The organism is Pseudomonas sp. (genome assembly GCF_049301935.1).
Lineage (GTDB): Bacteria > Pseudomonadota > Gammaproteobacteria > Pseudomonadales > Pseudomonadaceae > Aquipseudomonas.
The window spans coordinates 1-24,269 of the sequence record NZ_JBAQLP010000001.1 but is presented as its reverse complement, the minus strand read 5'-3'; the positions used below and the strand labels follow the sequence as shown (position 1 = coordinate 24,269).

The window sequence follows — 24,269 nt, the reverse complement described above, 5'->3', positions numbered from 1 at the left end:
AGCGGAAAAGGTTCTAAATGGCAGGCCAGCGAACAGGCGGGCTGCGCGTAGTCAAGGTAGTCGACGTGGCGCGATTATATGGGGCGCCGCGCTAAAGGCCAGCTTTGCTAGAATCCGCGACCTGTTTTCCGATTTGCCGAGAGCGTTACCGATGAGCGAGCCGATCCGTTTGACCCAATACAGCCACGGGGCCGGCTGCGGCTGCAAAATTTCGCCCAAGGTGCTGGAGGTGATCCTCGCCGGCAGTGGCGCGCAGAACCTCGACCCCAAACTGTGGGTCGGCAATGCCTCGCGTGACGACGCGGCGGTGTATGCCCTGGACGACGAGCGCGGGGTGGTCTCGACCACCGACTTCTTTATGCCGATCGTCGATGACCCCTATGACTTCGGTCGCATCGCCGCCACCAATGCCATCAGCGATATCTACGCCATGGGCGGCGACCCGCTGATGGCCATCGCCATTCTCGGCTGGCCGGTCAATCTGCTGGCGCCGGAAGTGGCCCGCGAAGTGATTCGCGGCGGCCGCGCGGTGTGTGATGAGGCCGGTATTGCCCTGGCTGGCGGGCATTCCATCGATGCGCCGGAGCCGATTTTCGGCCTGGCCGTCACCGGCGTGGTGCTCAAGCGCCATATGAAGCGCAATGACACCGCCACCGCCGGCTGCCAGCTGTACCTGACCAAGCCGCTGGGCATCGGCATCCTTACCACCGCCGAGAAGAAGGCCAAGTTGCGTGCCGAGGATGTCGGCCTGGCGCGCGACTGGATGTGCACCCTGAACAAGCCCGGTTCGCGCTTCGGCAAGCTGACCGGCGTAACGGCCATGACCGACGTCACCGGCTTCGGCCTGCTCGGCCATCTGGTGGAAATGGCCGATGGCGCCAATCTCACCGCCCAGCTCGACTACGCTGCCGTACCGCGCCTGCCGGGGGTCGACTACTACCTGGCCGAAGGTTGCGTACCGGGCGGCACCCTGCGCAACTACGACAGCTATGGCGAGAAGATCGCGCCCATCAGCGACGCGCAGCGCGATCTGCTCTGTGATCCGCAGACCAGCGGTGGCCTGCTGATTGCCGTTACCCCGGAAGGCGAAGCCGAGTTCCTCGCCGTGGCCGCCGAAATGGGTCTGAATCTTTCGCCTATCGGTAAGCTGGTCGCGCGACAGAGCCATGCGGTAGAGGTGCTCTGATGCGCGACAACAGCAGCGACTACCGCGACATCTTCCTCAACGACCGACCGCTGATGGATGCCCGCGCCCCGGTGGAATTCAGCAAGGGCGCCTTCCCCGGCGTGGTCAACCTGCCGCTGATGAACGACATCGAGCGGCAGAAGGTCGGCACCTGTTACAAGCAGCATGGCCAGGACTCCGCCATTGCCCTGGGCCACCAGCTGGTCGGCGGCGCGGTCAAGGCTGAGCGGGTTGCGGCCTGGAGCGCTTTTGCCAAGGCCAACCCCGAGGGTTACCTGTACTGCTTCCGTGGTGGCCTGCGCTCGCAGATCACCCAGCAGTGGCTGGCAGAGACCGGCATTGACTATCCGCGGGTGATCGGCGGCTACAAGGCGATGCGCAGCTTCCTGCTGGAAACCACCCTGCAGGCGGTGGCCGAGTGTGATTTCGTTATCGTCGGCGGCATGACCGGCACCGGCAAGACCGAGGTGATTGCCCAACTTGGCAACAGCCTGGATCTGGAAGGCCACGCCAACCATCGCGGCTCCAGCTTCGGCAAGCGCGCCACTGGCCAGCCGGGGCAGATCGATTTCGAGAACCGCCTGGCCATCGACATCCTCAAGCAGCGCGCTGCCGGCACCGTGCAGTTCGTGCTGGAAGACGAGAGCCGCCTGGTCGGCAGCTGCTCGCTGCCGCTGGAGCTGCACCAGGGCATGCAGAACTATCCGCTGGTGTGGCTGGAAGACAGTTTCGAGGGCCGTGTCGAGCGTATCCTGGGCGATTATGTGGTCAACCTGTGCGCCGAATTTATCGCCCTGCATGGTGCAGAAGAGGGTTTTCGCCTCTACGCCGAACGCCTCTTGCAAAGCCTGAGCAATATCCAGCGGCGCCTTGGTGGTGAGCGTTATCAGCGGTTGCTGGCGATCATGCAGGCGGCGCTGGTCGAGCAGCAGCGTAGCGGGGCAGTTGAACTGCACTGTGGCTGGATCGCCGGGCTGCTGCTTGAGTATTACGACCCCATGTACGCCTACCAGCGCGAGAGCAAAGCGGCGCGGATCGAGTTTGCCGGCGACCAGGCGGCGCTTATCGCCTACCTGACCGAGCGCAAGACCAGTCGCCAGGTTGGCTGAGGCAGGGCATGCATCACTAACAGGCGGTTGAAAAACTACCTGCGTTGCCGATACGGCGTTAAAAGCAGCTGGCTTTCGCATCACTCCGGTAGCCGAGCAGGCAGTCATGTTCATCGGCATTTAATGCCGTGAAACTGGCTGTGGCAGGAGTTGAATTGATCTTGTGCATAAGCTCGCCTCTAGAGTTTTAAGAGGCCGCCAACATCACTTCCACATGATGGGTGGCGGCTGTACACGGGTGTGGAAGACCGAGACGCTAGGAACTCAGCGCGCCGGAGCGCTCCGTATACAGCCACCATAACAAGTTGCCCGATGGTGCAGTGATCCAGAGTCAGGTCTGTCGACCCGCTCACTCACACCATTCAGCTCTCTCGGGCTGTGCAAGTGCCCACATTACGCCATCCGGACGAGAAAGGGCTTCATCATGAATCTCCCTCAAGATGGGCAAAACTATGTTTGGCCGTTTTGGGGTGGCTATGAAATCTGCTGCCGGGTGAGGCCTGCCAGCAGTTATTCACGACGAATGCTATTGAGGCTGGCGCGTATTTTTCTAACCAGCATGGCGGGGGGTAAAACCCTCTCTCAAACCTACCCCAAGCCAAATTCCGGGCACAAAAAAGGGCTACGTTTTCACGTAACCCTTTGATTTGTATGGTGCCGGCACCAGGAATCGAACCCGGGACCTACTGATTAAAAGTCAGTGACACACATACATTATCCACAGCCTGCATGAGCAGAATTCACAGCTTAACGTTTTTTATAAATGCCTGAATTAGCTAGCTATTAACGTGTTTGCTGGCTTTCAGGAGCGAATATATCCGCTGTTCAATAAGTAGTCAAATCCCTACCCCAAACCTACCCCGGGCGCTATAATCCTACCCCAAACCTACCCCGGAAACGGTCAGGATTTCGGTATGACGATGCGCACCGCGATGAACGAACACACCCTAAAACGGCTCAAGTATGACCCGAACAAAGGGCGTATTGATATCCTCGATCCACCCATGCCTGGGCACGGTACGTTCGGGGTGCGGGTCAACAAGACATGCATAAGTTTCATCTTGCTCTACAGCTTTCATAGCGAGGCGCGACGTCTAACCCTCGGCAAATACCCCGATCTGTCCCTGTCGGAGGCGCGTGTCCAAGCAGCCAGAGCCATCGAGTTGCTCAAGCAGGGTGTCGATCCCGGGCAGAAGAAGATTGTAGAACTGACCGAGTACCGCACCAGCTCCACCCTTGAAGAGGCCGTTGAAAGCTATCTGGGCTGGGCACGGAAAAACAAGAAGTCCTGGCGTGAGGATGAGCGCATGTTGAAGCGCGAGTTCGTGACGCATCTGGGGCGCACGAAAATTCAAGATGTCACGCGCAAGCAAGTGGTCGCGCTGCTCGATGACAAGGCCAAAACGGCTCCGGTGCAGGCCAATCGTATGTTGGCCGTGGTGCGCACGATGTTCAATTTCTGCGTCGAGCGCGAAATCCTTAACGCGACACCGCTGGTCAAAATGAAGAGCGTGGCCAAGGAGAAAACGCGCGAGCGCAGCCTCAATCGGCACGAGCTGGTGTGGTTTCTGCACCGCTTAACTGAGCCTACCGTTACTCAGAACACCCGTTTCGCCTTGATGCTCAGTCTGATGCTCGCGCAGCGTTCAGGTCGGATCGTCCAGATGCGCTGGATCGACATCGACCTTGAAGACGCTATCTGGGATCGCTCGGGTACGTTCGAGAAAAATAACAATCCCGTCGCCATCCCGCTGTCGGAGGATGTGCTGAGCATTCTGAAATACCTGCGTGAGCGGCAGGTGCAGAAAGTGGTGGCGGCAGATCCCGCGCGTTGGGCTGACAGCAAAGCGTTGCCTAGCCCGGGGCAGTATGTGTTTCCAGGGCGTTGGCCAACCAAGCCGCAGACGCAGCCCTCGCTCAACCGCGCGATGCGCCGCTTCTACGACAATTATGTGAAAGACAAAGATCGCGTTGAGGAAGAGAGCTTGCTGCGGGTCGCGGAGGATTACCCGCGTCCGACCGTGCATGACTTGCGCCGTAGTGCGACCACGCACATGTCCCGCCAAGGGTTGGGTAAGGATGTGCGCAGTCGCATCCTCAGCCACACCGATCTGTCGGTGGATGCCATCTACGACCGCTATGCCTATTTCGATGAGAAGGCCGTGGCTCTTGGCGAGTGGCACGGCTTTTTGAAAGGGCTGTTGTGCCGGGAGTTCGGCGATGAAGATTGGGTGGCGTTCTACGGGCGTCGAATGGAGGCGGTCACGCCAGATGATCCCGATGATTACTAAAGCTCATAAATGATCCTTTATTATTGTTTTGTGAGTTTAATGGTCTAAATCTGGTCTATTATCTTTATATAAATATGTGGCCGGTAAGGCGTTTTTGATGGCACTCACCCATACACTTTTCTCTCCAAGCGAACTGGCCCAGCAGGTCGGCGAGAATGCTCGCGTGCTGCGTTTGGCGCAGAACCTTTCGCGCAAGACGTTGGCCGAACGGGCCGGGGTTTCAGAATCGACCATCAAGCGTTTTGAAACGACTGGGCAAATCACCCTGGACGCGATGGTGCTGCTGGCCTCGTCCCTGGGCGTGGCGCAGCAGCTGTCTGGGTTGTTTACGCAGGCGCAGCCCGTCTCGCTGGATGAGCTCAAGCAGAGCGGACGAGTCCGGGGGCGTAAATGAAGAACGTGGCCTCGGTCGAGGTGCTGCTCGCGGGTATGCCTACGCGCAAATGGCTCGGCGTGCTGGGGTCGAAATGGCGGAGCCTGCACTTTTAAAAGTACAAACCGAGAGCGGTGTTGAGCGCTTCTTCGCGGCGAAGCGTTTTGATCGTGACGGGGAGCGCAAGATTCACATGCTCACCGCATGCGGCATTCTGTACGCCGACCACCGCGCGCCATCGCTGGATTACGGCGACCTGCTACGCGCCACCTGGGCCATCACCGGGCATGCCGGTGAGGTCGAGAGCATGGCGCGACTGATGGTTTTCAATGCGCTCGCGCACAATCACGATGACCATTCCAAAAACTTCGCGTACCTGTTTGACCAAGGGCATTGGGTGCTTTCACCTGCCTATGACCTGACCTTTGCGCGGGTGCGTGGCATGGCTGATGAGCACACGACAGCCTTTGCCGGAGCAGGGCTCCCAACACGCAAGGCGTTGCGCAAAGTCTGTGAGACTTTCAGCTTTTTAAAAGTGGATCAGTACATCGAGCAGACGCTTGATGCGCTGTCAGGTTGGCGCGGGTTGTGTCGTGAACTTGATATTGCAGGGCAGCAGGAAGCGGAGATACAGGCTGCATTGGAGCAAATCCGGACTCGACTTGGATAAGCGATAGGCTGCCTCGCGTACAGGTATAGCAGGGAGGATTGAATGCTTCGCCGACCGATTCATGACGAGGTTATGGACTTGGCCTCACGTCTTGTCATCCACAGGTGGCGCAGCAGCATGCAGAAGAGCTGGCTCGGTATGTGCGGCTGACTTCAGCATGCACGGCTCTAGAGGCAGTAAAAAGCACGTTTCTGGTCGTTTCCCAGCGTCTCCCGAAAAAAGCCGATTTAGCGCGTTACCCTAAATTCAAGGGGTTAGGTGTTTCCCCTTGGTTCCGGGTGTGGCCTGTCATGCCCTAAGAAACGGTACGCAAAACGGTACGCAATATGGCAGACGCATCGGGCAAGACGAGCAGTAGGAAGTTTGTAACGGATGTGGAGCTGAGGGCGTTACGGCCTGGTCAGACTGCCACCGACTCGCTACCTGGCCGAGGTAGCGGGTCAATCTTGTTCGAGTGCCGTGCTTCAGGGGCTGTCGAAGCCTACTACCGCCGTCGTGATGAAGGAGTCGAGCAGAAGAACAAGCTGGGTGTCTTCAAGAAAACACCGAAGAGCCTTGGTCTCTCACTTACTGAGCTTCGTGAGCAAGCTGTCCGTCTCGCAAAGATTGCTGCAGAGCATGGTGACATCAAGGCTTATCAAGCCAGGTGTGCTGCTGAGGAAGTCACGTACTGGAATGATTCCATTAGGCAGCTGTCACCGGTAGAGTCCTAGCAATGGTACGTACTGAGCTGGTGAGAATCCAGGAAGCCAAGATGATCATTGCCTCATGGAGAGAAAGAGCATGGGCTTAGTAGAGGAATTCAAAGAAATAGCTGAAGGCATGGAGCTGGAGGACTTTCGACGTGGACTACTGGAGGCGATTCAAGTCCGCGCCTCTGGGCAGACCGAGATTGCAGAGCTCGACTTTGCATTTGTATGCGAGGTCGGCGAACGATTGTCGGATGCAGAAGAGTTTCAAGATTTCATCCCGTGTCACGGGGTTGGAGTTGGGCACAAGCAAAAGAAGCTTCGTTTGGACGGCTACGAACTAGATGAGGCAGATGGTTCCATTCGTTTGCTGATAGCTGACTTCAAGGGTGAAAACGAACTCGAAACCATTACGAAAACGCGAGTCGATAGCGTGTTTGCTCAATTGAAGGCATTCGTTGAGGAGTCTTCATCAGGTAAGGTCTGGAGTTCGACCCTTGGTAAATCCTCTCAAACAAGAGAGATATCTGACAGTATTGAGCAACTGCATGCCCAGAAAGTCGACGGCAGCAGATCAGTTAGTAGATATCGACTATATCTGATTACCGACGCAGTCCTTAGTGATCGAGTAAAGGACCTACCGGTTGACGAGCTGGACGGTGTTCCGATTGAGTATCACATATGGGATGTGGGCCGACTCAAGGCAGTGTCATCCTCGACTCTTGGAGCTGAAGAGCTAGAAATTAACTTCACAGAGTTTGTTGGCGGTGGGCTTCCATGCCTCAGAGCAAGTCAAACAGAAGACTACGAAAGTTACCTAGCTGTAATACCAGGTGACGCACTAGTGAAAATTTATGATCGCTATGGTAGTAGGCTTCTGGAGGGTAATGTTCGTTCATTTTTGAATACTTCAGTAAAGACAAATAAAGGTATTCAGAAAACTATACGGACTGAGCCGGATAAATTTTTTGTCTTTAATAATGGGATATCAGCAACTGCTACATGCGCTGACATTATTCAAACTGAAGAAGGGCCTAAATTACGTTCCGTAAAATACCTTCAAATTGTTAATGGTGGCCAAACGACCGCTTCTCTACATGTTGCCAAGCGAAAAGACAATGCTGATCTTGGTATGATACAAGTACCTATGAAACTATCAGTCGTGCTTGCTAAAGATACAGAGAAGCTGGATGAAATGATCCAGAAGATTGCGAGGTACTCAAATTCGCAAAACAAAGTCAGTGACGTCGACTTCTTTTCAAATCATCCATTTCATCGGGCGATTGAAAGACATTCGAGAAATATTCCAGCGCCTAGGCTGGCTGGTGCGACGTTTAATACTTTCTGGTTCTATGAGCGCGCAAGAGGCCAATACGTTAACGCGCAATCGAAAATGACAATAAGAGATAAAAGATTATTTCAGCGTAATCATCCGCGCGCCCAACTTATAACCAAGACGGATCTGGCTAAGTTCGAAAATTCGTGGAGAAAACAGCCGCATATTGTAAGTCGTGCTGCTCAAAAGAATTTTTTAGCTTTCGCTGAGTACATTGATAAGTACTATGGGGATGATGGTAATAAATTTGACAATGAAATCTACTTTAAAGAAGTAATTGCTAAAGCCATTTTATTTAGATTTGTTGAAGGTTTAGTGTCTGCTGCCAAGAAATCATGGTACGAGGGTGGGTATCGCGCTCAGATAGTCACGTATACTATTGCAAAACTTGTGTCAATGATTGATGAGTTGACTAATGATTTCGCCATTAATTTAAATTTGATTTGGTCAAGGCAGGGAGTTTCAGCTGTCCTTTCACAGCAGCTCGAAACAATTGCTAAATCTGTATCTGCAGCTATAACGACGCCACCTGTACAAAATATGAACGTAGGCGAGTGGTGTAAGAAGGAGGACTGCTGGAATAAAGTTAAAGCGTTATCAATTCCTCTTTCTAAAGATCTTGGTAATGAACTTATACCAAAAACTGAAATGAAAAAGTTACACGAAAATGCGGTGGGTGATGCTAAAGAAAATTTAGTCATCAATGCGGTTTTGGAGGTGGTTGCCCTGAGTCAGGCTGGTTGCTGGCAGAGCCTGAGTGACTGGGCGAAACGATTTAGCCCTTTAGTGGGTAAGGAGGCAGATTTGGTGCGTCTTGCGTCTAGGGGGGGGTGGGTGCCATCAGACAGACAGGCAGCTGCCCTGATGAAGACACTCAAACGGCTGGAGCAAGAGGGGTTTAATCTACGTTGAATTGGTTGCTGTCTTTATAAGATAAATTATCACATTGAGCACAAGGGATTACTCAATATGCTTCCTGCTGAACTTAGTCTTCGTATTTCTATACTCGATGGCTGCGAGAAGAGAGTATTACCTGATTGGGCGGCATCGTTAGTGTGGCTCGGGGCATGGTGCCGGAGCAACCAAATGGCAGGCCATCGTCTTATCGTTTTTGCAGTACTTCCAAGTCGAGAACTTGCTGCAGCCTTTGCCGGCTTGGGTTGTATTGTAGCCGGATCAAGTGTTTATGAAGAAAAACTTTCGTGGCCAAAATTCAGGAGTTTGCCTCTAGGTATAGGTGTGTTCTTCATAAATAATAGTAGCGGTGCTCGTTATGGCGGGGACATTATTGGATTTCGTGAGGAAAATGGTGAAGAGTTTATCGAAATAAATATCACTAAGGCTGCTAAACGGAGCAGCCTTGGAGTGATTATGACGGTTAACAAAAGGCATTTCGACGACTACCAGTTTACTGAAAATAAGCCTCCATCAGCTGCCAAGGCACAGTCGCTTGATGCTGCCGGGAATGCATTGGAAACTCTGGTTGGGAACTCAAATTATAAGTGGCTATGGTCTGATACCGCAGAAGGGCTGATCGTTACCAGCGTGACTTCATTTGAAAACTCAATCGAAAATTTGTCATTGTTAATTGATAGCAGTCCACCAATTGCTGTCTCGAACTTTCTCTGCTTAGGGAGAAATAAAGATCAAGCACATGCCAAGCTCCGTATTGATCATCCTAGAGGCTCTATAAATGGAGATTTCCCGCTTGCTATTCTTGATGGAGGTAAAGCTTTTTCTGTGCATGAGCATGTCAACGCGGCACGGAATATACTTGTTATCCTAGATCGATCAGAGTACGTAGCAGAAGTACACGATATAGCTAAAAGCCTTGGAAGTATTTCTCAAGGCCATGGTGCTAATTTTACAGGTGTGATTCCTGACGCTTTTGCAGCTGGAATAGAAATCGCAGCCTATTTGATAGATGACCTATGAGTATTAATAAAAGTATTTTTTCTAATACAATTAGCATATATGAAAACTGTAAGTCTTTCTCTCTGATAAAGCACGAGATTCAATTCCCTCTGGCAGAACGTGTTATTCAGCTATCATCGCGCATATTTCAGATGCTGGATCGAGCAGATCCTGTGCAATCTGAAATTTCTCGTAGGCTGTGGGTTTTGAAATCATCGATTCTATTTACAGTTCTTCCTTTTGCGGATCCAGCTTTAAGGTTACAAGCTCAAGTGAAAGAACTTGAGCAATCATTAGAATGTTTGCCGAGCACGAAATTTCTTGTGGAATCTTTAAGGGAAGCTATATTTGACATTATTGCTTTTGGAGAAAATCCAAAGCGGAAGTGGCTTATACGAATGCATTCTGGAGATATGCGAGAAGAGGTTGATCTGATCGGGATTTTGATAGGTTTGTCAGCAGGGCGTTCTCCTGGATGGTCACAAGATATATCCAAGACGTTAGCTGAATTGAGCTCGCGGCTAATGCCCATCAAATCCAAGAAAGACCTGAGATCTAATCTATTCAAAACGATAATTCTTCCATGCTCATGCAGCAATGCGCCCCCCTCAATTTTTTCGGAGCTATTCTTCGCCGGGCTTGCTAATAAGCTTGAGGTTCTGCTCTATCCGGGTGAAATATTTCGCCCGCCCACAAGGCTAGTACTGCCAAGTGATCATATTTTCTCGGCACATCTACAGCGCTCGAAGATGGAGCTTGAAGTTGTTTCAGTAAAAGCTGATCAGGTTTCGTCGGTAGTCGATACGTGGATTAATGAGGCTTTTTGGCAAGGCCTGCATGGCGCTGAGAGACAAGCCCAGCAAGATCTTTACCCAGCCAAATATATGCTTTTCTCTGATGGGACCGGCTCTTTCTTTCCTGAGGACGGGCGAGTCATGACTCTTCCTGCTGACTGCAAGCTGGCCGATGAAGGAGATCTTTGCATGGTAAGAATAGAAGACGTCTGCGAAGGAGATATGGTCGTTATGCGATCAGGGGACTCAGGATTACTTGTGGATGAGGCAAGCGAACGCATCTTGGGTCATGAAGATAATGAAAACCTGTTCGATATGGCAACTGACTGGAAAGATGCACTAGATGCACTTCTGGTTACGCACACTAGTGAAGAGGTTGCTGTCGCATTGCGTGAACGAGGCTCGTCAGCCAGCGCCACAAGCATTCAAAAATGGGTTGGGCCAGATGTGCTTGGTCCTCGTAACGAACATGTTTTTCGTGAACTAGTTTATCTCCTAGCCGAAAAAGGGAAGATACAGAAAACCGGGAGTGAGCTCACAAGCTATGTAGACACTTGTTGGAAACATCTTCAAGACGTGAGAAGTCTCCATCAGAAGGCTGGAAGTCTGATACGGCATGATCTTTTCAAAGCACTCTTCAGCCGATTTGGGAATGAATACGGGGGTGCCACTCTCTCTGACCGAGAAAGCATTAGGCTCGATGGGAATACAGAGGCTCAGCTTCTTATCCTGCGAGTTGCAGCTGTGGACAACAGTGTTGCCTACGTTCAACCTTCGCGACTTGGCAAAATAGATGACTTGGTAGGAAATAAATGGCTAGGATGATCCCTTCCTCCTTTCCAATAAAAACCCCTGTCGGCGAGAGAGATCTTTTCGAGAAACTTAGAGGGGATCCTGATACTACCGGATGGGTAGTCCTGCACTCTCTTGACCTTAAAAAACACCAGTCCAAGATCGAGGGTGAGCTGGACATGGTAGTGCTTGTACCAGGACAAGGAGTTTTGTGTATAGAAGTAAAAGGCTGTGATGTCTCTCGTTTAGACGGAAAGTGGATTTATCCGTATGGAGCCTCTATTGAAGGTCCTTTCAAGCAAGCATCCAGAGCAATGCACTCACTACGTGACTATTTGGTGGACAAAGACAGGTCTCTTTCAAAGTTAATGTTTTTTTCTGCAGTAGTCTTTACTCGGGTGAATTTTGATGAGCAGTCACCCGAGTGGCATCCTTGGCAGTTTATAAATAAGCTTTCTTTTGTTCGACGTCCTGTCTCATATAATATTAATAATATTTTTATTCGTGCACATCAGCATGTTGCTAGTTGTTCTAGTTCGGTCTCTTGGTACAGTGGCGTCCACAGTCGCCCTAGTGAGAGTCAAGTTCGAAAAATGATCGCTCTTTTGCGTGATAATTTTGAATATTCAGTTTCATCGCGCAGTGATCTGGAAAGCCTTGAGCAGAGGATTACTCAATTTACTGATGAGCAGTTTGAGTCCCTTGATCTGCTCAGAGAAAACGAGAGGGTTTTGTTTAAAGGGCCAGCGGGGACAGGTAAAACTTTCCTTGCATTAGAAACTGCGAAAAGGGCGGTTTTTGAAGGGAAAAGAGTCCTGCTGGTCTGTTATAACAGCCTGCTTGGAGAATGGCTTGAGGCTCAAACAGAGTTATTTTCAGATGATCCGATAAAACTCAAATGTGGAACCTTTCATAGTTTACTTCTCGAAATTGCTAAAGTGCCTCCCAAAAATACCGCGGAGTATTGGCGAAAAGAACTACCTGTGATAGCTGCTGATCGATTGCTGGACGATAAATATCCATGGCCAATTTTTGACATGCTTGTCATTGATGAGTCGCAAGACCTTCTGGAAGAAGAGTATCTAGATGTACTTGATCTGCTGCTTAAGGGTGGGCTTGCAGGTGGGAAGTGGGCTTTCTTCGGTGACTTTGAACGACAGGCAATCTTTATGGCTGAAGGCTCCAGAGGAGCTCAAAAGGCCATTGAGTCTCTATGTGATAGAGCACCACATCACGCCAAGTACTCTTTGCGAATTAACTGCAGAAATGCGAGGCAAATTGCCGATACCCTCGCAATAACAAGTGGGCTGGCACCGGGATACAGAAAGGTCCTTCATGACATTGAAGGAGCTGATGTTGATCCCTTGTTTTACTCATCAGCTGCTGAGCAGGAAAGTAAGCTAGCGTATGCAATACTTGATCTGAAGAAAACTTTTAAAGCTGGAGAAATCGTTGTTCTATCAATGCGGAATGATGAAAGCTCCTGTGCAGGAGGTGCTTCATCAAGCATTGCAGGGATCAAACTTGCACCAATACGAAAAGTTCAAGATGGGTACACCATCCCATTCACAAGTGTTCATGCTTTCAAAGGTTTAGAGGCTCCAGCGGTAATTATAACTGACATCGATATCCTTAACGACGAGAGGGCTCGGGCCCTCCTCTATGTCGCCATGTCGAGAGCTAGGGTTCGACTTTTTCTGCTTATGCATGAAAGCTGTCGTAAAAACTATGACCGGCTTCTAGATGTCGGCCTTCAAATGACTTCGAGCACTTAGACCATGGCCTTATCAGAAACTCTTGCAGCCAACCTCGCAAACCGTAAATGGCTTGCTTCTCGCCTTCGCGCTGAAATTGTTGGTCCGGACCCAGTTTCTACAGCTGTTGATTATCACCCCGGCGCACAACTCTCATGGGATGAGTTCCGAAAGCCAAAGAGACAGATCAACGGTGAAGAGGTGATATGGCAAGATCCTCCGGCTAAAAGGTACGGTGCGGGCATTCTCTTTCCAATTGGTATCATCGAAGAGCAAGAACAGCTTCGTACGGGTGATGATCTACAGGAGAGCCCAGGCGTTGATCTTGGCGATAAACAGGATGTTGATGAAAAGTTTGAAAGAAATGCAGAGCAGAAAGCAGCTAAGACACCTGCTGCAATGGACGAGTCAGAGGATTATGCCGTCACTCTAGCGAACGCTTTTAAGCCGTCAGCAATTGGACTGAGCTTTCTCGCAGATCTTTCATCTGAAAGTTTAGGCTTGATAGTTGAAGTCGTCAGTGTAGGACGACTTAGTAGTGATGATGTCCAAGAAAGTTCGGCTGGTAAATACAAGCTGCAAAAGGTAATGGTCGGTGATCCCGGAGGGGTGTCTCATGCTCGCTCAATGTGGCTCAGAGTCCCCTTGCTAGATGCTGATAACAAGTATCCATGCGTCGAATTAACTGCGGCGGAGCTTCTTGGTTGCGTTAAGCCAATTAAAAAAAATATTCCGTCGGAAAGCGGGTTGGAAATTGTAGTCGTATCACGTGGTTACTCACACCTCGCACCTACCCAGAGATTGATCACGGTATCACTCGTCAATCGAAAAAAATCTGAGGCAGGCACTCTTGACGAGCAATGCGTATTTCAGGCCGGCATTCGCATAAAAGGGCAGACTGGCTCAGCATGGATTTCCCCATACCCAGAGCCCGACAGTAGCAAATTGGGTAAGTATGATCCTATGTCCGATGAGCTAATCAATAGCCTTTTGTATCGGCAACATCAAACGTTTGCCATTGGACACGGTTGTGCAGCGGATTGGGCAGGTCAATCACCAGCTATGGTAAAGGAGGTATGGACTGACGTTTTGCCAGCCTATGAAACCCCCACAACAAGTGCGGATCTGTTTGTCCGCAGTGCAGACGGTAGCAAGAAGGCAATAAAAGTAAGTATGCGAAAAACTGCTGGTTTGGATCCGGCTGATGACGGGACTTCGGAAATCGCATCACTTATATCAGCGTACAAAGGCTGGATTCAGGATCTGAAAACAGAACGCTCAGAGATTAGGGGTATCCCGAGTAGTTTGACCGAGACTGCCGCTGGTCTCATTAGACGTTGCGAAGAGTGTCTAGAACGTATTCTTGATGGCGTAAGGTTCCTTGACGAGGATTCTGATGTTGCACGCGCTGCCAAAGAGGCGTTCATGTTGGCCAATCAGGCTATGTTGATTGCTCAGCTTAGATCGACTAGAGATGTTCGCGAGCCCGCTGTTGGTAATGATGGTCGCATATTATGGTCTCCACCCATTTCCAACCCAGATCCATCCATGCCTGATGAGCGGCGAGGTTACTGGCGCGCCTTTCAAATCGCTTTTCTTCTTATGTCTTTGAGGGGAGTCGCTGAGCCTGAGAGCCCTGATCGTGAAATCGTCGATCTGATCTGGTTTCCAACTGGTGGTGGAAAGACCGAGGCATATTTAGGGTTGACCGCATTCACTATCCTGTTCAATAGGCTTACGAAACGAAGCTCAATTGGCGCAGATGTTTTGATGCGTTATACGTTACGGTTGCTTACTGCGCAGCAATTTCAGCGTGCATCCGTGTTGTTCTGTGCGATGGAGAAACTACGATTCGAAAATCCCAAGCTAGGTGAAAAGCCCTTCCGAATCGGTCTCTGGGTTGGTGGAAGTGCATCGCCTAATAAACGTGAGGACGCGCTCCAAGCTTTGAAGAAACTCCAAGAGGACTCCCAAAGCGAGAACCCGTTCATTCTGCTGAAATGCCCATGGTGCGGAGCAAAATTCGGACCGTCCTCAGGCGAGCGCAAGGGAAATCAGCGAGGAACTATTGGGCAGGGAGTCAAAGCTAAGGAGTCAACAATTCCAAGTGTGTTGGGATACAGCAAATACACAAGAACTAATACGTCTAAGCCTACGGTAGTGTTTCGCTGTGCCGATACAGCATGTGATTTCGGAACTTCTCTTCCTTTGCAAAAGCCCCGCCCGCCATTACCAATTATTATTATAGATGAGGATCTACTGGAAGATCCTCCAAATTTGGTGATTGGCACTGTCGACAAATTTGCATTACTTGCTTGGAAGCCCGAAGCAAGAAAGCTTTTTGGAATTGCAGATAATGGAAAGCATGAAGGATTACCACCCAGCCTCATTATTCAGGACGAGCTTCACCTGATTTCCGGCCCCTTAGGGTCAATGGTTGGCGCTTACGAAACAATTATTGAACGGTTATGCCAGAAAAATGGATATGGGCGGATCAAGCCGAAAATCATTGCATCAACTGCAACAATTAGTCGCGCAAGAGAACAAATCAAGCATCTGTATGCGCGGGATGAAGTATTTCTTTTCCCACCATCTGGGCTTGAAGCGGGGGATTCATTTTTTGCTCGCGAAGCCCGCAACGATGACGGGACGCTCAAACCAGGGCGTCTCTATGTTGGAGTTCTCGGAACTGCTCATGGATCCTTGCAAACTACGCAGGCAAGGGTTTATGCGTGCTTGATGCAGCATGCAGCCATTATGGATACAAATCATGCAGGTAAAGATCCATGGTGGACGTTGTTATGTTTCTTCAACTCTCTTAGAGAGCTTGGCGGGGCAGCAACACTTTTTGTTTCCGATACAAGGGATTATCTTCGGGTTATTCTTGATCGGCATGGTCTCAAGTACGAACTGATCAGGAAGCTCTTTAACGTATCAGAACTCACTAGTCGAATACGGAGTGATCAGGTACCCAAGGAGCTGGAAAGACTTGAACGAGCACTTAGCGCCCAGGCGCCTAATAGCAGTTTTGGTGAGGACATAGTCGATGCCTGTCTTGCGTCAAATATCATTGAGGTAGGGGTTGATGTTAGTCGATTAGCACTCATGGCAATCGTCGGACAGCCGAAGACAACTTCACAATACATTCAGGTGTCTAGTCGAGTTGGGCGCGATCCCGAAAAGCCTGGGCTCGTAACTGTACTATATGGCCCTAGCAAACCGCGCGACCGCAGTCATTTTGAGCGTTTCAGGTCATACCATCAGCGTCTGTATGCCCAAGTTGAGCCTACGAGCGTAACGCCGTTTAGCGCCCCGGCAGTTGACCGATCTCTTCACGGGATTGTCGTTGCCGCAGTGAGGCAGTTTGGGCATCAGAATGCTGAATCGCAAACGCCAGATCCATTTCCTCTTTTCGATGGGTCGTCATTGCTCGATCTGGTTAAAGACATAGTTGAAGAGCGCGTTAGTTTTGTCGCACCAGAAGAATATGACGCAGTGATGGAGAGACTGCAAAGACGCCTTAAAGAATGGATAACTTGGTCACCAGGGGATTACGGAAACTTTGGTGCCGCTCCACAAGACCCTCCTCTGATACATCCTGCGGGTAGTACAGCGCCTCCCAGCTGGAAAGGAAGGAGTTGGGCCACCATGTCATCGCTACGTAACGTCGATGCCTCGTGTGAGGCAGAGATAACAAGCTTCTTCAACCAGCTGCAGGAAGAACAGAATTGAGTCGGCCTGTCAGAAGATCGCAAGCAATCTCGCCTTTCGGAATCGGTGCAATGATCGATTTTCCGGGGCCAGTATCCCTCATTCATGCAGGCCTAGATGCTTGGCCCTTCAATGAGCATGATCCCAAGCACAGTGAGTTCAGGATTGAGGACGAGAAAAGACTCTCCCGTAGACTCGATGTTGATTTTTTTGTACAGCCACCAGACTATCGTCAGCCTGAGCGGGGGCAGGATGCAGCGCAGGCCAACCTCAACCTGAAACTTCCATATCTCAGGTTTCCTTTGTGGCACGTTTGCCCAAGGTGCGGACGAATGCACCTAGCTCGATATCACGACATTACGCCTCCAATATGCACAGGACCTTTGGGTTCTGGAGCAAGCGGGGGAGGCGAACACCCGAAAAGAAAAACTGTACAAGTACGCTTCGTCGCGGCGTGCGAGAAAGGTCACTTGCAGGATTTCCCATGGGTTGAATGGCTGTTTCAGCAACAAACCCCTTCTTGGCTACCTGATGGGAATTCACGTTGGCTGCGCATGAGAAGCACGGGCAGCGCATCTTTAACTGGTGTCGAATTACGCGCGGAAGAGCGCAGTTCGGGTGGAGGTATTGTTCTCGTTGAGAAAAGATCTCTCGGCGGCGCATTCCACAGGGATGATACTGATCCCTCACAAACTGCTTTCACTCGATTTGGCGTTAAATGTGAGGGGCACAACCCAGCGCTAGGAGTTGGCAACAACTCATCCCGTCCACTTCCCGGGTGCGGAGAGGCAATTCAGCCTCTACTTCGTGGAGCCTCCAATCTTTATTTTCCACAAGTTGTAAGTTCAATTTATATTCCAGAAATTGACGACAAAAATCTTGATCAGGAAGTTCTTGATCTTCTTGACGATCATTCGTTGAAAACCAGCTTGTTAATCAGCGCTCAGACATCTGACGACGGTCTTATTTCTGTAAGGGCTGCGCGGGCTGCTATAAAGCAGTTTTGCCCAGAGTCGGCTATGCAGGCAGAGGCGTTGTCAGCCGCAGCCAATAGTCACATTTTGAAGGAGATCCTCCTTGAGAGCAGGAAGGTAAAAGCTTTCCTTTCGCAAAAGATTAAAACGTCTACTGACAATAAACTTACTTGCGAGATGATTGCCGCCGCAATAAATAGCCATTCACCAGACTGGGCAATTAATCCGGCTCTATTGCTAGAGTCTTTGGCTGCATGGTTCGAAGACAACAATAGAAATACTGAAGGTCAGCTTGAAAGCGCTCAGCAGGACTCCCTAGTGGATAACGATTACCGGCGCCAAGAATACCGCGTCCTCTCCCGTGACGTTCACGAAGGCTACCCAAAGACCAATTTACTGATACGAAGCTCAGCAATAGAAAGTTATAGCTCGCTTGTCCAGTCGTCATTTGAGCGGATTTCTCTGTTGCACAAGTTGAGGGAGACTCGTGCTTTCGTTGGGTTTTCCAGAATCTACCCCGGAGATGAGCTGAATCAAGAGGATCGCTGGAAATTGATCTCTCTTGAAAAGAAAAGATGGCTACCAGCGATCATTGTTCGAGGAGAAGGAATTTTCTTAAAGTTCAGGGAAGACCGACTCAATGAATGGCTTAAGCAAACTGGGATGGTCCACGAAGCTCGTCTCCTCCAAATGAACAAAAATATGGGTAATTTAAGAGAGAAGAGGCATCAACAGCAGAGATTGATCACACCAAAACATGTTCTCATCCATACCTTTGCACATTTGCTCATCAATGAACTTGTTTACGAGTGTGGCTATGGGTCAGCATCATTGCGTGAGCGTATCTATTCTTCAGAAGGCGAAGAGCCCATGTCAGGTATTTTGATCTATACCGCTGCTGGTGATTCTGAAGGTAGCATGGGAGGTCTCGTGAAAATGGGGCAGCCCGGTCATCTTGAGGCTGTCATAGCGAGGGCACTTGAAAAAGCTCGCTGGTGTTCCAGCGATCCTGTGTGCATCGAGAGCAATGGCCAAGGGCCGGATAACTGCAATCTTGCGGCTTGCCACTCATGCGCTTTGTTGCCAGAGACCTCTTGCGAAGAGCAAAACCGTTTGCTTGATAGGGGCGTTGTTGTGGGTACGATTGATAAGCCAACAACGGGTTTTTTTACGGGTTGATCAGAGGGGGCAAAGCCCTGTGTAACCGGGGTTTGGGATACTGATGTGCCCGCTGGTCCTCGTGGCTGATCGTAAAGCGCCTCAACGCTGCCCTCCGTCGCGGATCGGTACCGTCCATTTTTTGTTGATGTTGCACATGGCTCAAGTTCACTGACTCGATGGCATTGGTGGTGTAGGTCACCTTGCGGATCACCGATGGAAAGTCGAATAGCGGAGTGATTCGTGCCAAGTTGCGCTGCTAGGACTGACCAATCGTCAGGTAGTCGTCAACCCACTTCGCCTCGTTCTCACCGAGGCGTGACTCAGTCTGATCCGCCGCGGCAGATTGGTAGATTCGCTTCAGGTCAGCCGCTACCTTGGCTCGGTGTTTCTAGGGAGCTGAGTTCAGGCTGACCCACTAATCGAAAACATGCAAAAAGCCCTATAACCTAGGTAAAGACAGGTATTTTTGATTACAATCCTGCCCGTAAACCCCGCACTCCCAAGATCCATTACCGTGTAGTTCTGCCCAAATATTCGGCTGCGGCTGGCAGTGTCATGGCCGACGTTCTCAGTAAACTTCGTTGCCAAAATTTTTCTCGCATAAGAGAGCTTGTGGCGTAGCTACAGCCTAGGTGCCTTAGCTAGGAGCATCCCTAGAAGAAGATTTACAGATTTCAGATAGTAAGCACTGTATCGGACCTTCTTGGATGGGCACTCTTGCGCACGCTATACCTGAAGCCATGCCGATGCAGCAGCCTGCGAATTTTCATCTCCGGGGATGTTTTGCTGCCGCGGATGCCAGCCATCATGCGAGACCTGACTTCTTTGCAAACTATGTCCATGAACCAAGACCAGAAGAGTCTTTTTCCAGAGCCTACTCCCTTAGAGCCCATAGGTGAGCTAGACAAGGCCATCCAAGTAGTTGACCTCTTCGCGGGGCCGGGAGGCCTGGGTGAGGGGTTCAGTTCATTTGGCGACGGTAAGCGATTTGAGATAGTTGTATCTGCGGAAAAAGATCCTAAAGCCTGGCAGACGTTACGGCTTAGGGCGTTCTATCGGTTGCTCAAGAAACACAAGCGGAGCCACCTCTCCGAGTACTACAACTACTGCAACGATCCCAATGCCGTGGATGGCTTCACTCCTTCGGAAGAAACGAGGGCGCTTTGGGACGAAGCTGCCAACGAGGCCAGATGCATAACTCTGGGAACTGCGGAAGGGAATAAAGAGCTTGATGCTGCACTGGACAACCCCGATACAGGCCTGGACGACAAGCGCCCATGGGTACTCATAGGTGGCCCTCCTTGTCAGGCATATTCGGTTGTAGGGCGTGCACGAAATCAGGCTAAGGCTGACTACAAAGCGGAAGAGGATCATCGCCATTTCCTTTACAAGGAATACCTGCGAATCATTCAGGAGAGGCAGCCTACGGTCTTTGTGATGGAGAACGTCAAAGGCATTCTCTCCTCGAAGGTTAACAATGAGCGGATATTCTCCCAAATACTTAAAGACCTTTCAGACCCACACCAGGCTCTCCATAAAGGGGGGGGGAAGAAATATCACATCTATTCGTTGGTCACCGGTACGCACTTTGCTCCCGATGATGATGTCGAAAATATAGACCCCAAAACCTTCATTATTAGGGCCGAGAATTACGGTATTCCTCAGGCGCGGCATCGGGTAATTCTTCTGGGTATTTCTGAGGACTGTCTGCCTTCGGATGTGAAGCAGGTGAAGCTGACCAAGGAGGCTGCTGCGATTACCGTCGGCCAGGTTCTGGGCAATCTCCCCAGGCTTCGCAGTGGTTTGACCAAAATGGTTGATAGCCAGGATAGCTGGGCTTCTGTTGTGGTGGATCAGGTGAGCTATCTCCGTGATCAGATTGATAAGACCGATAAGATGTGGCAAGCCCTTGGCGACGTCACGAAAGACTTCAAGGCCCCTCTAAGCAAAGGGGGGAGACGGTTTAAGAGAGCTGATGGTAAGAATGATGGGGCTACAGGCTGCGCCCAATTGGATCATTGGTACCGTGACCAGCATCTGGATTATTGGTTGAATCATGAGGTGCGTGGACACATGCCGACGGATCTGCGTCGGTATGTGTTTGCCGCTGTTTACGCAGACCTGTATGGCTTTTCACCTAAAGGTCACAAAGGCTTCAACCTAAAGGGGCTTGCGCCTGATCATGCGAACTGGGAGACCGGTAAGTTCAGTGATCGCTTCCGGGTTCAGGCGGAAAAACTACCTGCGACCACGATCACCAGTCACATTTCCAAGGATGGACACTACTTCATTCATTACGATCCGTCCCAATGCCGCAGCTTGTCTGTTCGCGAGGCCGCTCGTATCCAGACTTTTCCAGATAACTATTTCTTCCAAGGAAATCGGACAGAGCAGTTTCATCAGGTAGGAAACGCGGTACCACCGCTTCTGGCATCTAAAATTGCCCAAGTTGTATTTCGAGTGCTCTTCGACAAAACCCAAGTGTTTGATGAGAAACGCGAAGAGTTAGAGGGCGCAATGTGAGCTGGTGAAGAAGCCGAAAGATCCTCTTGAATACGTCGTCGTTCATGAGCTGGTTCACCTGCCTGAACCTACCCAACCTAGCGCTAGGCACGCGCCGAGTTGAATGAACTGCCTCTGACGGTGGAGATCTGGAGGGAGTGATCTCCGCCGATATCCACACTTTTCGGGCTCACTGAAGTCAGCGGGTTATCTGTTGTAGATAAACCTGAACACCTTGAAATACGGGCTAGGTATCGTACGGTCTTCTTGTACTTGATGGCTCAGTAGGGTGCCCGCTGGATAGAGAGGCCGGGATCTCGATTCGTCCAACAACTTTCCCTCGACCGAACGCTGCCGGCTTCTTAGGTTTGCGCACTTTCGATAAATCGGCGCTCGTTTCTGGCTTTACATAAATAGCTCTACCGACTCCCGAGCGCCGGTCTCCGTAGACGCTAATGGAGTCTGTTGATTGATGTCCCATGATGTATGCCAGGCTCTCGTCGCCTTCACCTGAGGCTTTCAGATTTGATCCCAGTTGATGTCTGAAACTCTTCAGTGTTGGGTGCTGTTTGCGCCTCGGCCACAGCGTTCTGCATTCCTTACGTAAACGGTCTCGGATCGCCGAGTTTGTTCTCGGGCAGTTGCTCATCCATTGCGCTGCCTCAGTTATTGCTTTGAGCATCTCGGGATGTTCAATCACGAGGGTGCGGTCTGCGCCACGCTCTAATTTTTCGGCCTTTTTGCCGCCGATGATGTCGACGTGATCGCCCGTTACAGTGATTGTGCGCATCTCACACGGACGTACGCCTGTGTAATAAGCCAGGACAACGCATAGTGCTTCGTCGTAAAAGTCATGAGCGCGTAAGTGCACAACGAGCTGCCAGAAGTCATCATCGGAGATGGTGCGGACTCCCCTCTGTTTGGGTTTGCGCGGGAACTCTGAACCTGGTGCCGTGACCGGATTTATCAGCGCCCGAACGGCTTGAGCCGCTTTAAGATTGCCTTGGGCGAGCTGGTCATTCAGTAGTGCGCTCTTGAGCGTGCTGAAAGAGTTCGGCTGGAGCTCGTGAGCACGCGCAAGTAAAGCAGTACAGATCTGCGCTGAATTCGGTGTATTTGATCCGCAGTACTTACGGTAAAAATTGCGTGCTCTGGTTTGGTACTTCTTGAGTGTGGTCTCGTGCATGGTCGTCATCTCTTTTTATTGTTTTGATGACAAAGGGCAGCCGCTTTGCGAATTGGCGTTGGCTCAGTTCAAACTTCACTGAAAAGCACTACGCATTCGCTTCGTGCATTTCTCGTTACGTCTGAACTGCTCCAACGCCCCCATACTCGCGCCGCGAGTAAGGGGTTGCGCGCTCTTACTCACGCGACACGCCTTCATCTACATTCAGCGTGCGTGTGGAGCAAAAGCGCGCGCAAGCATTTGTCATCAAAAAATAAAAGCAGCCAGCGCACAGCGCTGAATGAGCGAGTAGGCGATACCCAAGGGTATCGTCGGGAGAGGCAAAGCTAGAAAAGACTGGCCACTACACTCAAAGTCAGTTATCCGTATTTAGCATAACTATATGATTTATAAGTATTTAGTGTGGTTAATATAACCGAAAAAGCAGTGCCCGGGCGGGCACTGTCGCTGCCGCTACGGGCACTCGGAGTGGCAGTAAAGGCATTCGAAATGCCTTCACGGGCACAGTAAGTGCCTGTCTGGGCTCTGCATTTGCACACCCGAGTATTCTCGCGATACTAGAGGTGTATCGCATGTCATACCCCGGTCGTATCGCATTCGGTGTTGCGACACTCAATATGTGTCGCACTGTCGTTTTGCGATACGACCCGAGTGTCGCATTGGTGCGCTGTCATAAGCTGTGCGTGCCGCAGTAAGGCTTGTCACACTCGCCGAGTGTCGCAACTGCTTGTGCGACACGAATGTGGTATCGCATCTGGCGTGCATGGCGGTGATGCTTGCGCTGAGGCCGCTGGCGGACAGTCGATTCAGCAGTGGGCTCTCAACGTGATTAGTGGTCATCGTTAAAAAAGTCATCGCGAGCAACTCGTCCGAAACTGCTGAGGTCCTCGGCTTCATCATTGAATAAGTCGTTCACCATTCTTTCTCGCCTGAGACCTGAGACCTGAGAGCGTTCTGAAAAAACAGTTCTCGCACAGGTGCACTTCATAGCGTTCGCCGTCATGCCTTGAGTCGTACCCCCAGCTAGCGCGGAGCACACCAAACTGTGCGCCATGTCCTTCAACGCGAGTGCTTTCGCTGCAGACGTCACACAACACGTCGTTGACCATCGACACCGGTTTCAATGCCATGATTTTAATTTTTTAATTCGAGCGATCAGGAGGGGTGGGCTGCTCGGCAAAGTGTTGTTCGATTGCGGCGGCCAGGTCTTCCAGTGCATCAGCTAAACGCATGTCTTCGCGTGGGTCATCACTCGACGGCTTGAATGTCTTTGAGTGGTACAGCAGTGCTTCCGCGTAATTTCGGCTTAGATCTAGCGTGATCACTGTCATTTACCTATTTGTGGGTAATAAAGGGATGCCGCCTAGTGGCCGGGTTGATACTCAATGCAGTCGGTCGGGGGTTGGGTGATACCCCGATGTTAGAAATATTCGATGATCCATCAGCGACTGATATCCGTCATCAGCGCGGAACGACGCGATGACATAGAAACTGCCAGTGTATGTATGGAACACCCAGAACCCGCCGTCCTGTCCGACACGCAAGATGACCGAGGTGCGAATCAAGCGTCCATCTGTAAACAGCCCCGAAACCGGATCGGCTCGGATATGCCGATGCGTCAGGCCTATAGAACAGCAGGCAATAATGCGGGCTTCGGTTAGATACGCCGTAACTGGTTGGCTGAATGTGTAGGCCAATGCTGTTGCCGCTGACCGAAAACTGACCCAGTAGAGGCTGTTCTGCCGACTGAAAACTGACCCAGGTGTTCAACTGCTTCTGCTCAATTTTTGAGCAGGAGAACACAGGGTGATCAGTATGGAAATGATG

At 50.9% G+C, this 24,269-nt stretch carries 15 protein-coding genes, 1 tRNA gene and 1 pseudogene; 13 read left to right on the top strand and 4 right to left on the bottom strand.

The annotated features are described in order from the left end of the window. Positions 1 to 151: 151 nt before the first annotated feature. Positions 152 to 1,186, top strand: a complete 1,035-nt coding sequence (selD, locus tag WA145_RS00085; protein WP_422579609.1) for a selenide, water dikinase SelD — start codon at positions 152 to 154, stop codon at positions 1,184 to 1,186. Beyond that, positions 1,186 to 2,295, top strand: a complete 1,110-nt coding sequence (mnmH, locus tag WA145_RS00080; protein ID WP_422579608.1) for a tRNA 2-selenouridine(34) synthase MnmH — start codon at positions 1,186 to 1,188, stop codon at positions 2,293 to 2,295. The genes selD and mnmH overlap by 1 nt, the downstream gene beginning before the upstream one ends. Positions 2,296 to 2,947: 652 nt before the next feature. Here mnmH and WA145_RS00075 read toward each other — a convergent pair. After that, positions 2,948 to 3,024 (bottom strand) — tRNA-Lys (locus WA145_RS00075). A gap of 185 nt (positions 3,025 to 3,209) precedes the next feature. Here WA145_RS00075 and WA145_RS00070 point away from each other — a divergent pair. The 9 genes from WA145_RS00070 to drmB all read left to right on the top strand — a co-directional run bounded on the left by WA145_RS00070 (position 3,210) and on the right by drmB (position 18,772). Beyond that, a complete protein-coding gene (locus tag WA145_RS00070) occupies positions 3,210 to 4,586 on the top strand; it encodes a tyrosine-type recombinase/integrase (RefSeq protein ID WP_422579607.1) in 1,377 nt (458 codons plus the stop codon). Between the two features lie 97 nt (positions 4,587 to 4,683). Then, positions 4,684 to 4,980, top strand: a complete 297-nt coding sequence (locus WA145_RS00065; protein WP_003284007.1) for a helix-turn-helix domain-containing protein — start codon at positions 4,684 to 4,686, stop codon at positions 4,978 to 4,980. Beyond that, a complete protein-coding gene (locus WA145_RS00060) occupies positions 4,940 to 5,629 on the top strand; it encodes a type II toxin-antitoxin system HipA family toxin (RefSeq protein WP_422579606.1) in 690 nt (229 codons plus the stop codon). The genes WA145_RS00065 and WA145_RS00060 overlap by 41 nt, the downstream gene beginning before the upstream one ends. Before the next feature lie 783 nt (positions 5,630 to 6,412). Continuing rightward, positions 6,413 to 8,566, top strand: coding sequence for an AIPR family protein (locus WA145_RS00055; protein WP_422579605.1), 2,154 nt, complete (start codon positions 6,413 to 6,415; stop codon positions 8,564 to 8,566). A gap of 57 nt (positions 8,567 to 8,623) precedes the next feature. After that, positions 8,624 to 9,589: a hypothetical protein gene (locus WA145_RS00050; RefSeq protein WP_422579604.1), complete on the top strand. Its 966-nt coding sequence runs from the start codon at positions 8,624 to 8,626 to the stop codon at positions 9,587 to 9,589. Then, positions 9,586 to 11,187: a hypothetical protein gene (locus tag WA145_RS00045; protein WP_422579603.1), complete on the top strand. Its 1,602-nt coding sequence runs from the start codon at positions 9,586 to 9,588 to the stop codon at positions 11,185 to 11,187. The genes WA145_RS00050 and WA145_RS00045 overlap by 4 nt, the downstream gene beginning before the upstream one ends. Then, positions 11,175 to 12,929 carry an NERD domain-containing protein gene (locus WA145_RS00040; protein ID WP_422579602.1) on the top strand — a complete coding sequence of 585 codons (1,755 nt, stop codon included), beginning with the start codon at positions 11,175 to 11,177 and terminating at the stop codon, positions 12,927 to 12,929. The genes WA145_RS00045 and WA145_RS00040 overlap by 13 nt, the downstream gene beginning before the upstream one ends. 3 nt (positions 12,930 to 12,932) lie before the next feature. Next, complete coding sequence (locus WA145_RS00035; RefSeq protein WP_422579601.1) at positions 12,933 to 16,640, top strand: helicase-related protein; 3,708 nt, start codon at positions 12,933 to 12,935, stop codon at positions 16,638 to 16,640. Continuing rightward, a complete protein-coding gene (gene drmB / locus WA145_RS00030; RefSeq protein WP_422579600.1) occupies positions 16,637 to 18,772 on the top strand; it encodes a DrmB family protein in 2,136 nt (711 codons plus the stop codon). The genes WA145_RS00035 and drmB overlap by 4 nt, the downstream gene beginning before the upstream one ends. On the opposite strand, the pseudogene WA145_RS00025 reads toward drmB, so the two are convergent. Both WA145_RS00025 and WA145_RS00020 read right to left on the bottom strand, forming a co-directional pair. Beyond that, positions 18,762 to 19,142 (bottom strand): annotated as a pseudogene (locus tag WA145_RS00025) (transposase); the annotation flags it as partial. The gene drmB and the pseudogene WA145_RS00025 sit on opposite strands and share 11 nt — an antisense overlap. Before the next feature lie 286 nt (positions 19,143 to 19,428). Further along, complete coding sequence (locus WA145_RS00020) at positions 19,429 to 19,560, bottom strand: hypothetical protein (RefSeq protein WP_422579641.1); 132 nt, start codon at positions 19,558 to 19,560, stop codon at positions 19,429 to 19,431. Between the two features lies 1 nt (position 19,561). Here WA145_RS00020 and WA145_RS00015 point away from each other — a divergent pair, with 1 nt between their 5' ends. Both WA145_RS00015 and WA145_RS00010 read left to right on the top strand, forming a co-directional pair. Then, positions 19,562 to 21,277, top strand: coding sequence for a DNA cytosine methyltransferase (locus tag WA145_RS00015; protein WP_422579599.1), 1,716 nt, complete (start codon positions 19,562 to 19,564; stop codon positions 21,275 to 21,277). Between the two features lie 4 nt (positions 21,278 to 21,281). Then, positions 21,282 to 21,380 (top strand): hypothetical protein, encoded by a 99-nt coding sequence (locus WA145_RS00010; protein ID WP_422579598.1) that lies wholly within the window; start codon positions 21,282 to 21,284, stop codon positions 21,378 to 21,380. A gap of 123 nt (positions 21,381 to 21,503) precedes the next feature. Here WA145_RS00010 and WA145_RS00005 read toward each other — a convergent pair whose 3' ends face one another. Then, positions 21,504 to 22,442: a site-specific integrase gene (locus tag WA145_RS00005; protein ID WP_422579597.1), complete on the bottom strand. Its 939-nt coding sequence runs from the start codon at positions 22,440 to 22,442 to the stop codon at positions 21,504 to 21,506. Between the last annotated feature and the right edge of the window lie 1,827 nt (positions 22,443 to 24,269).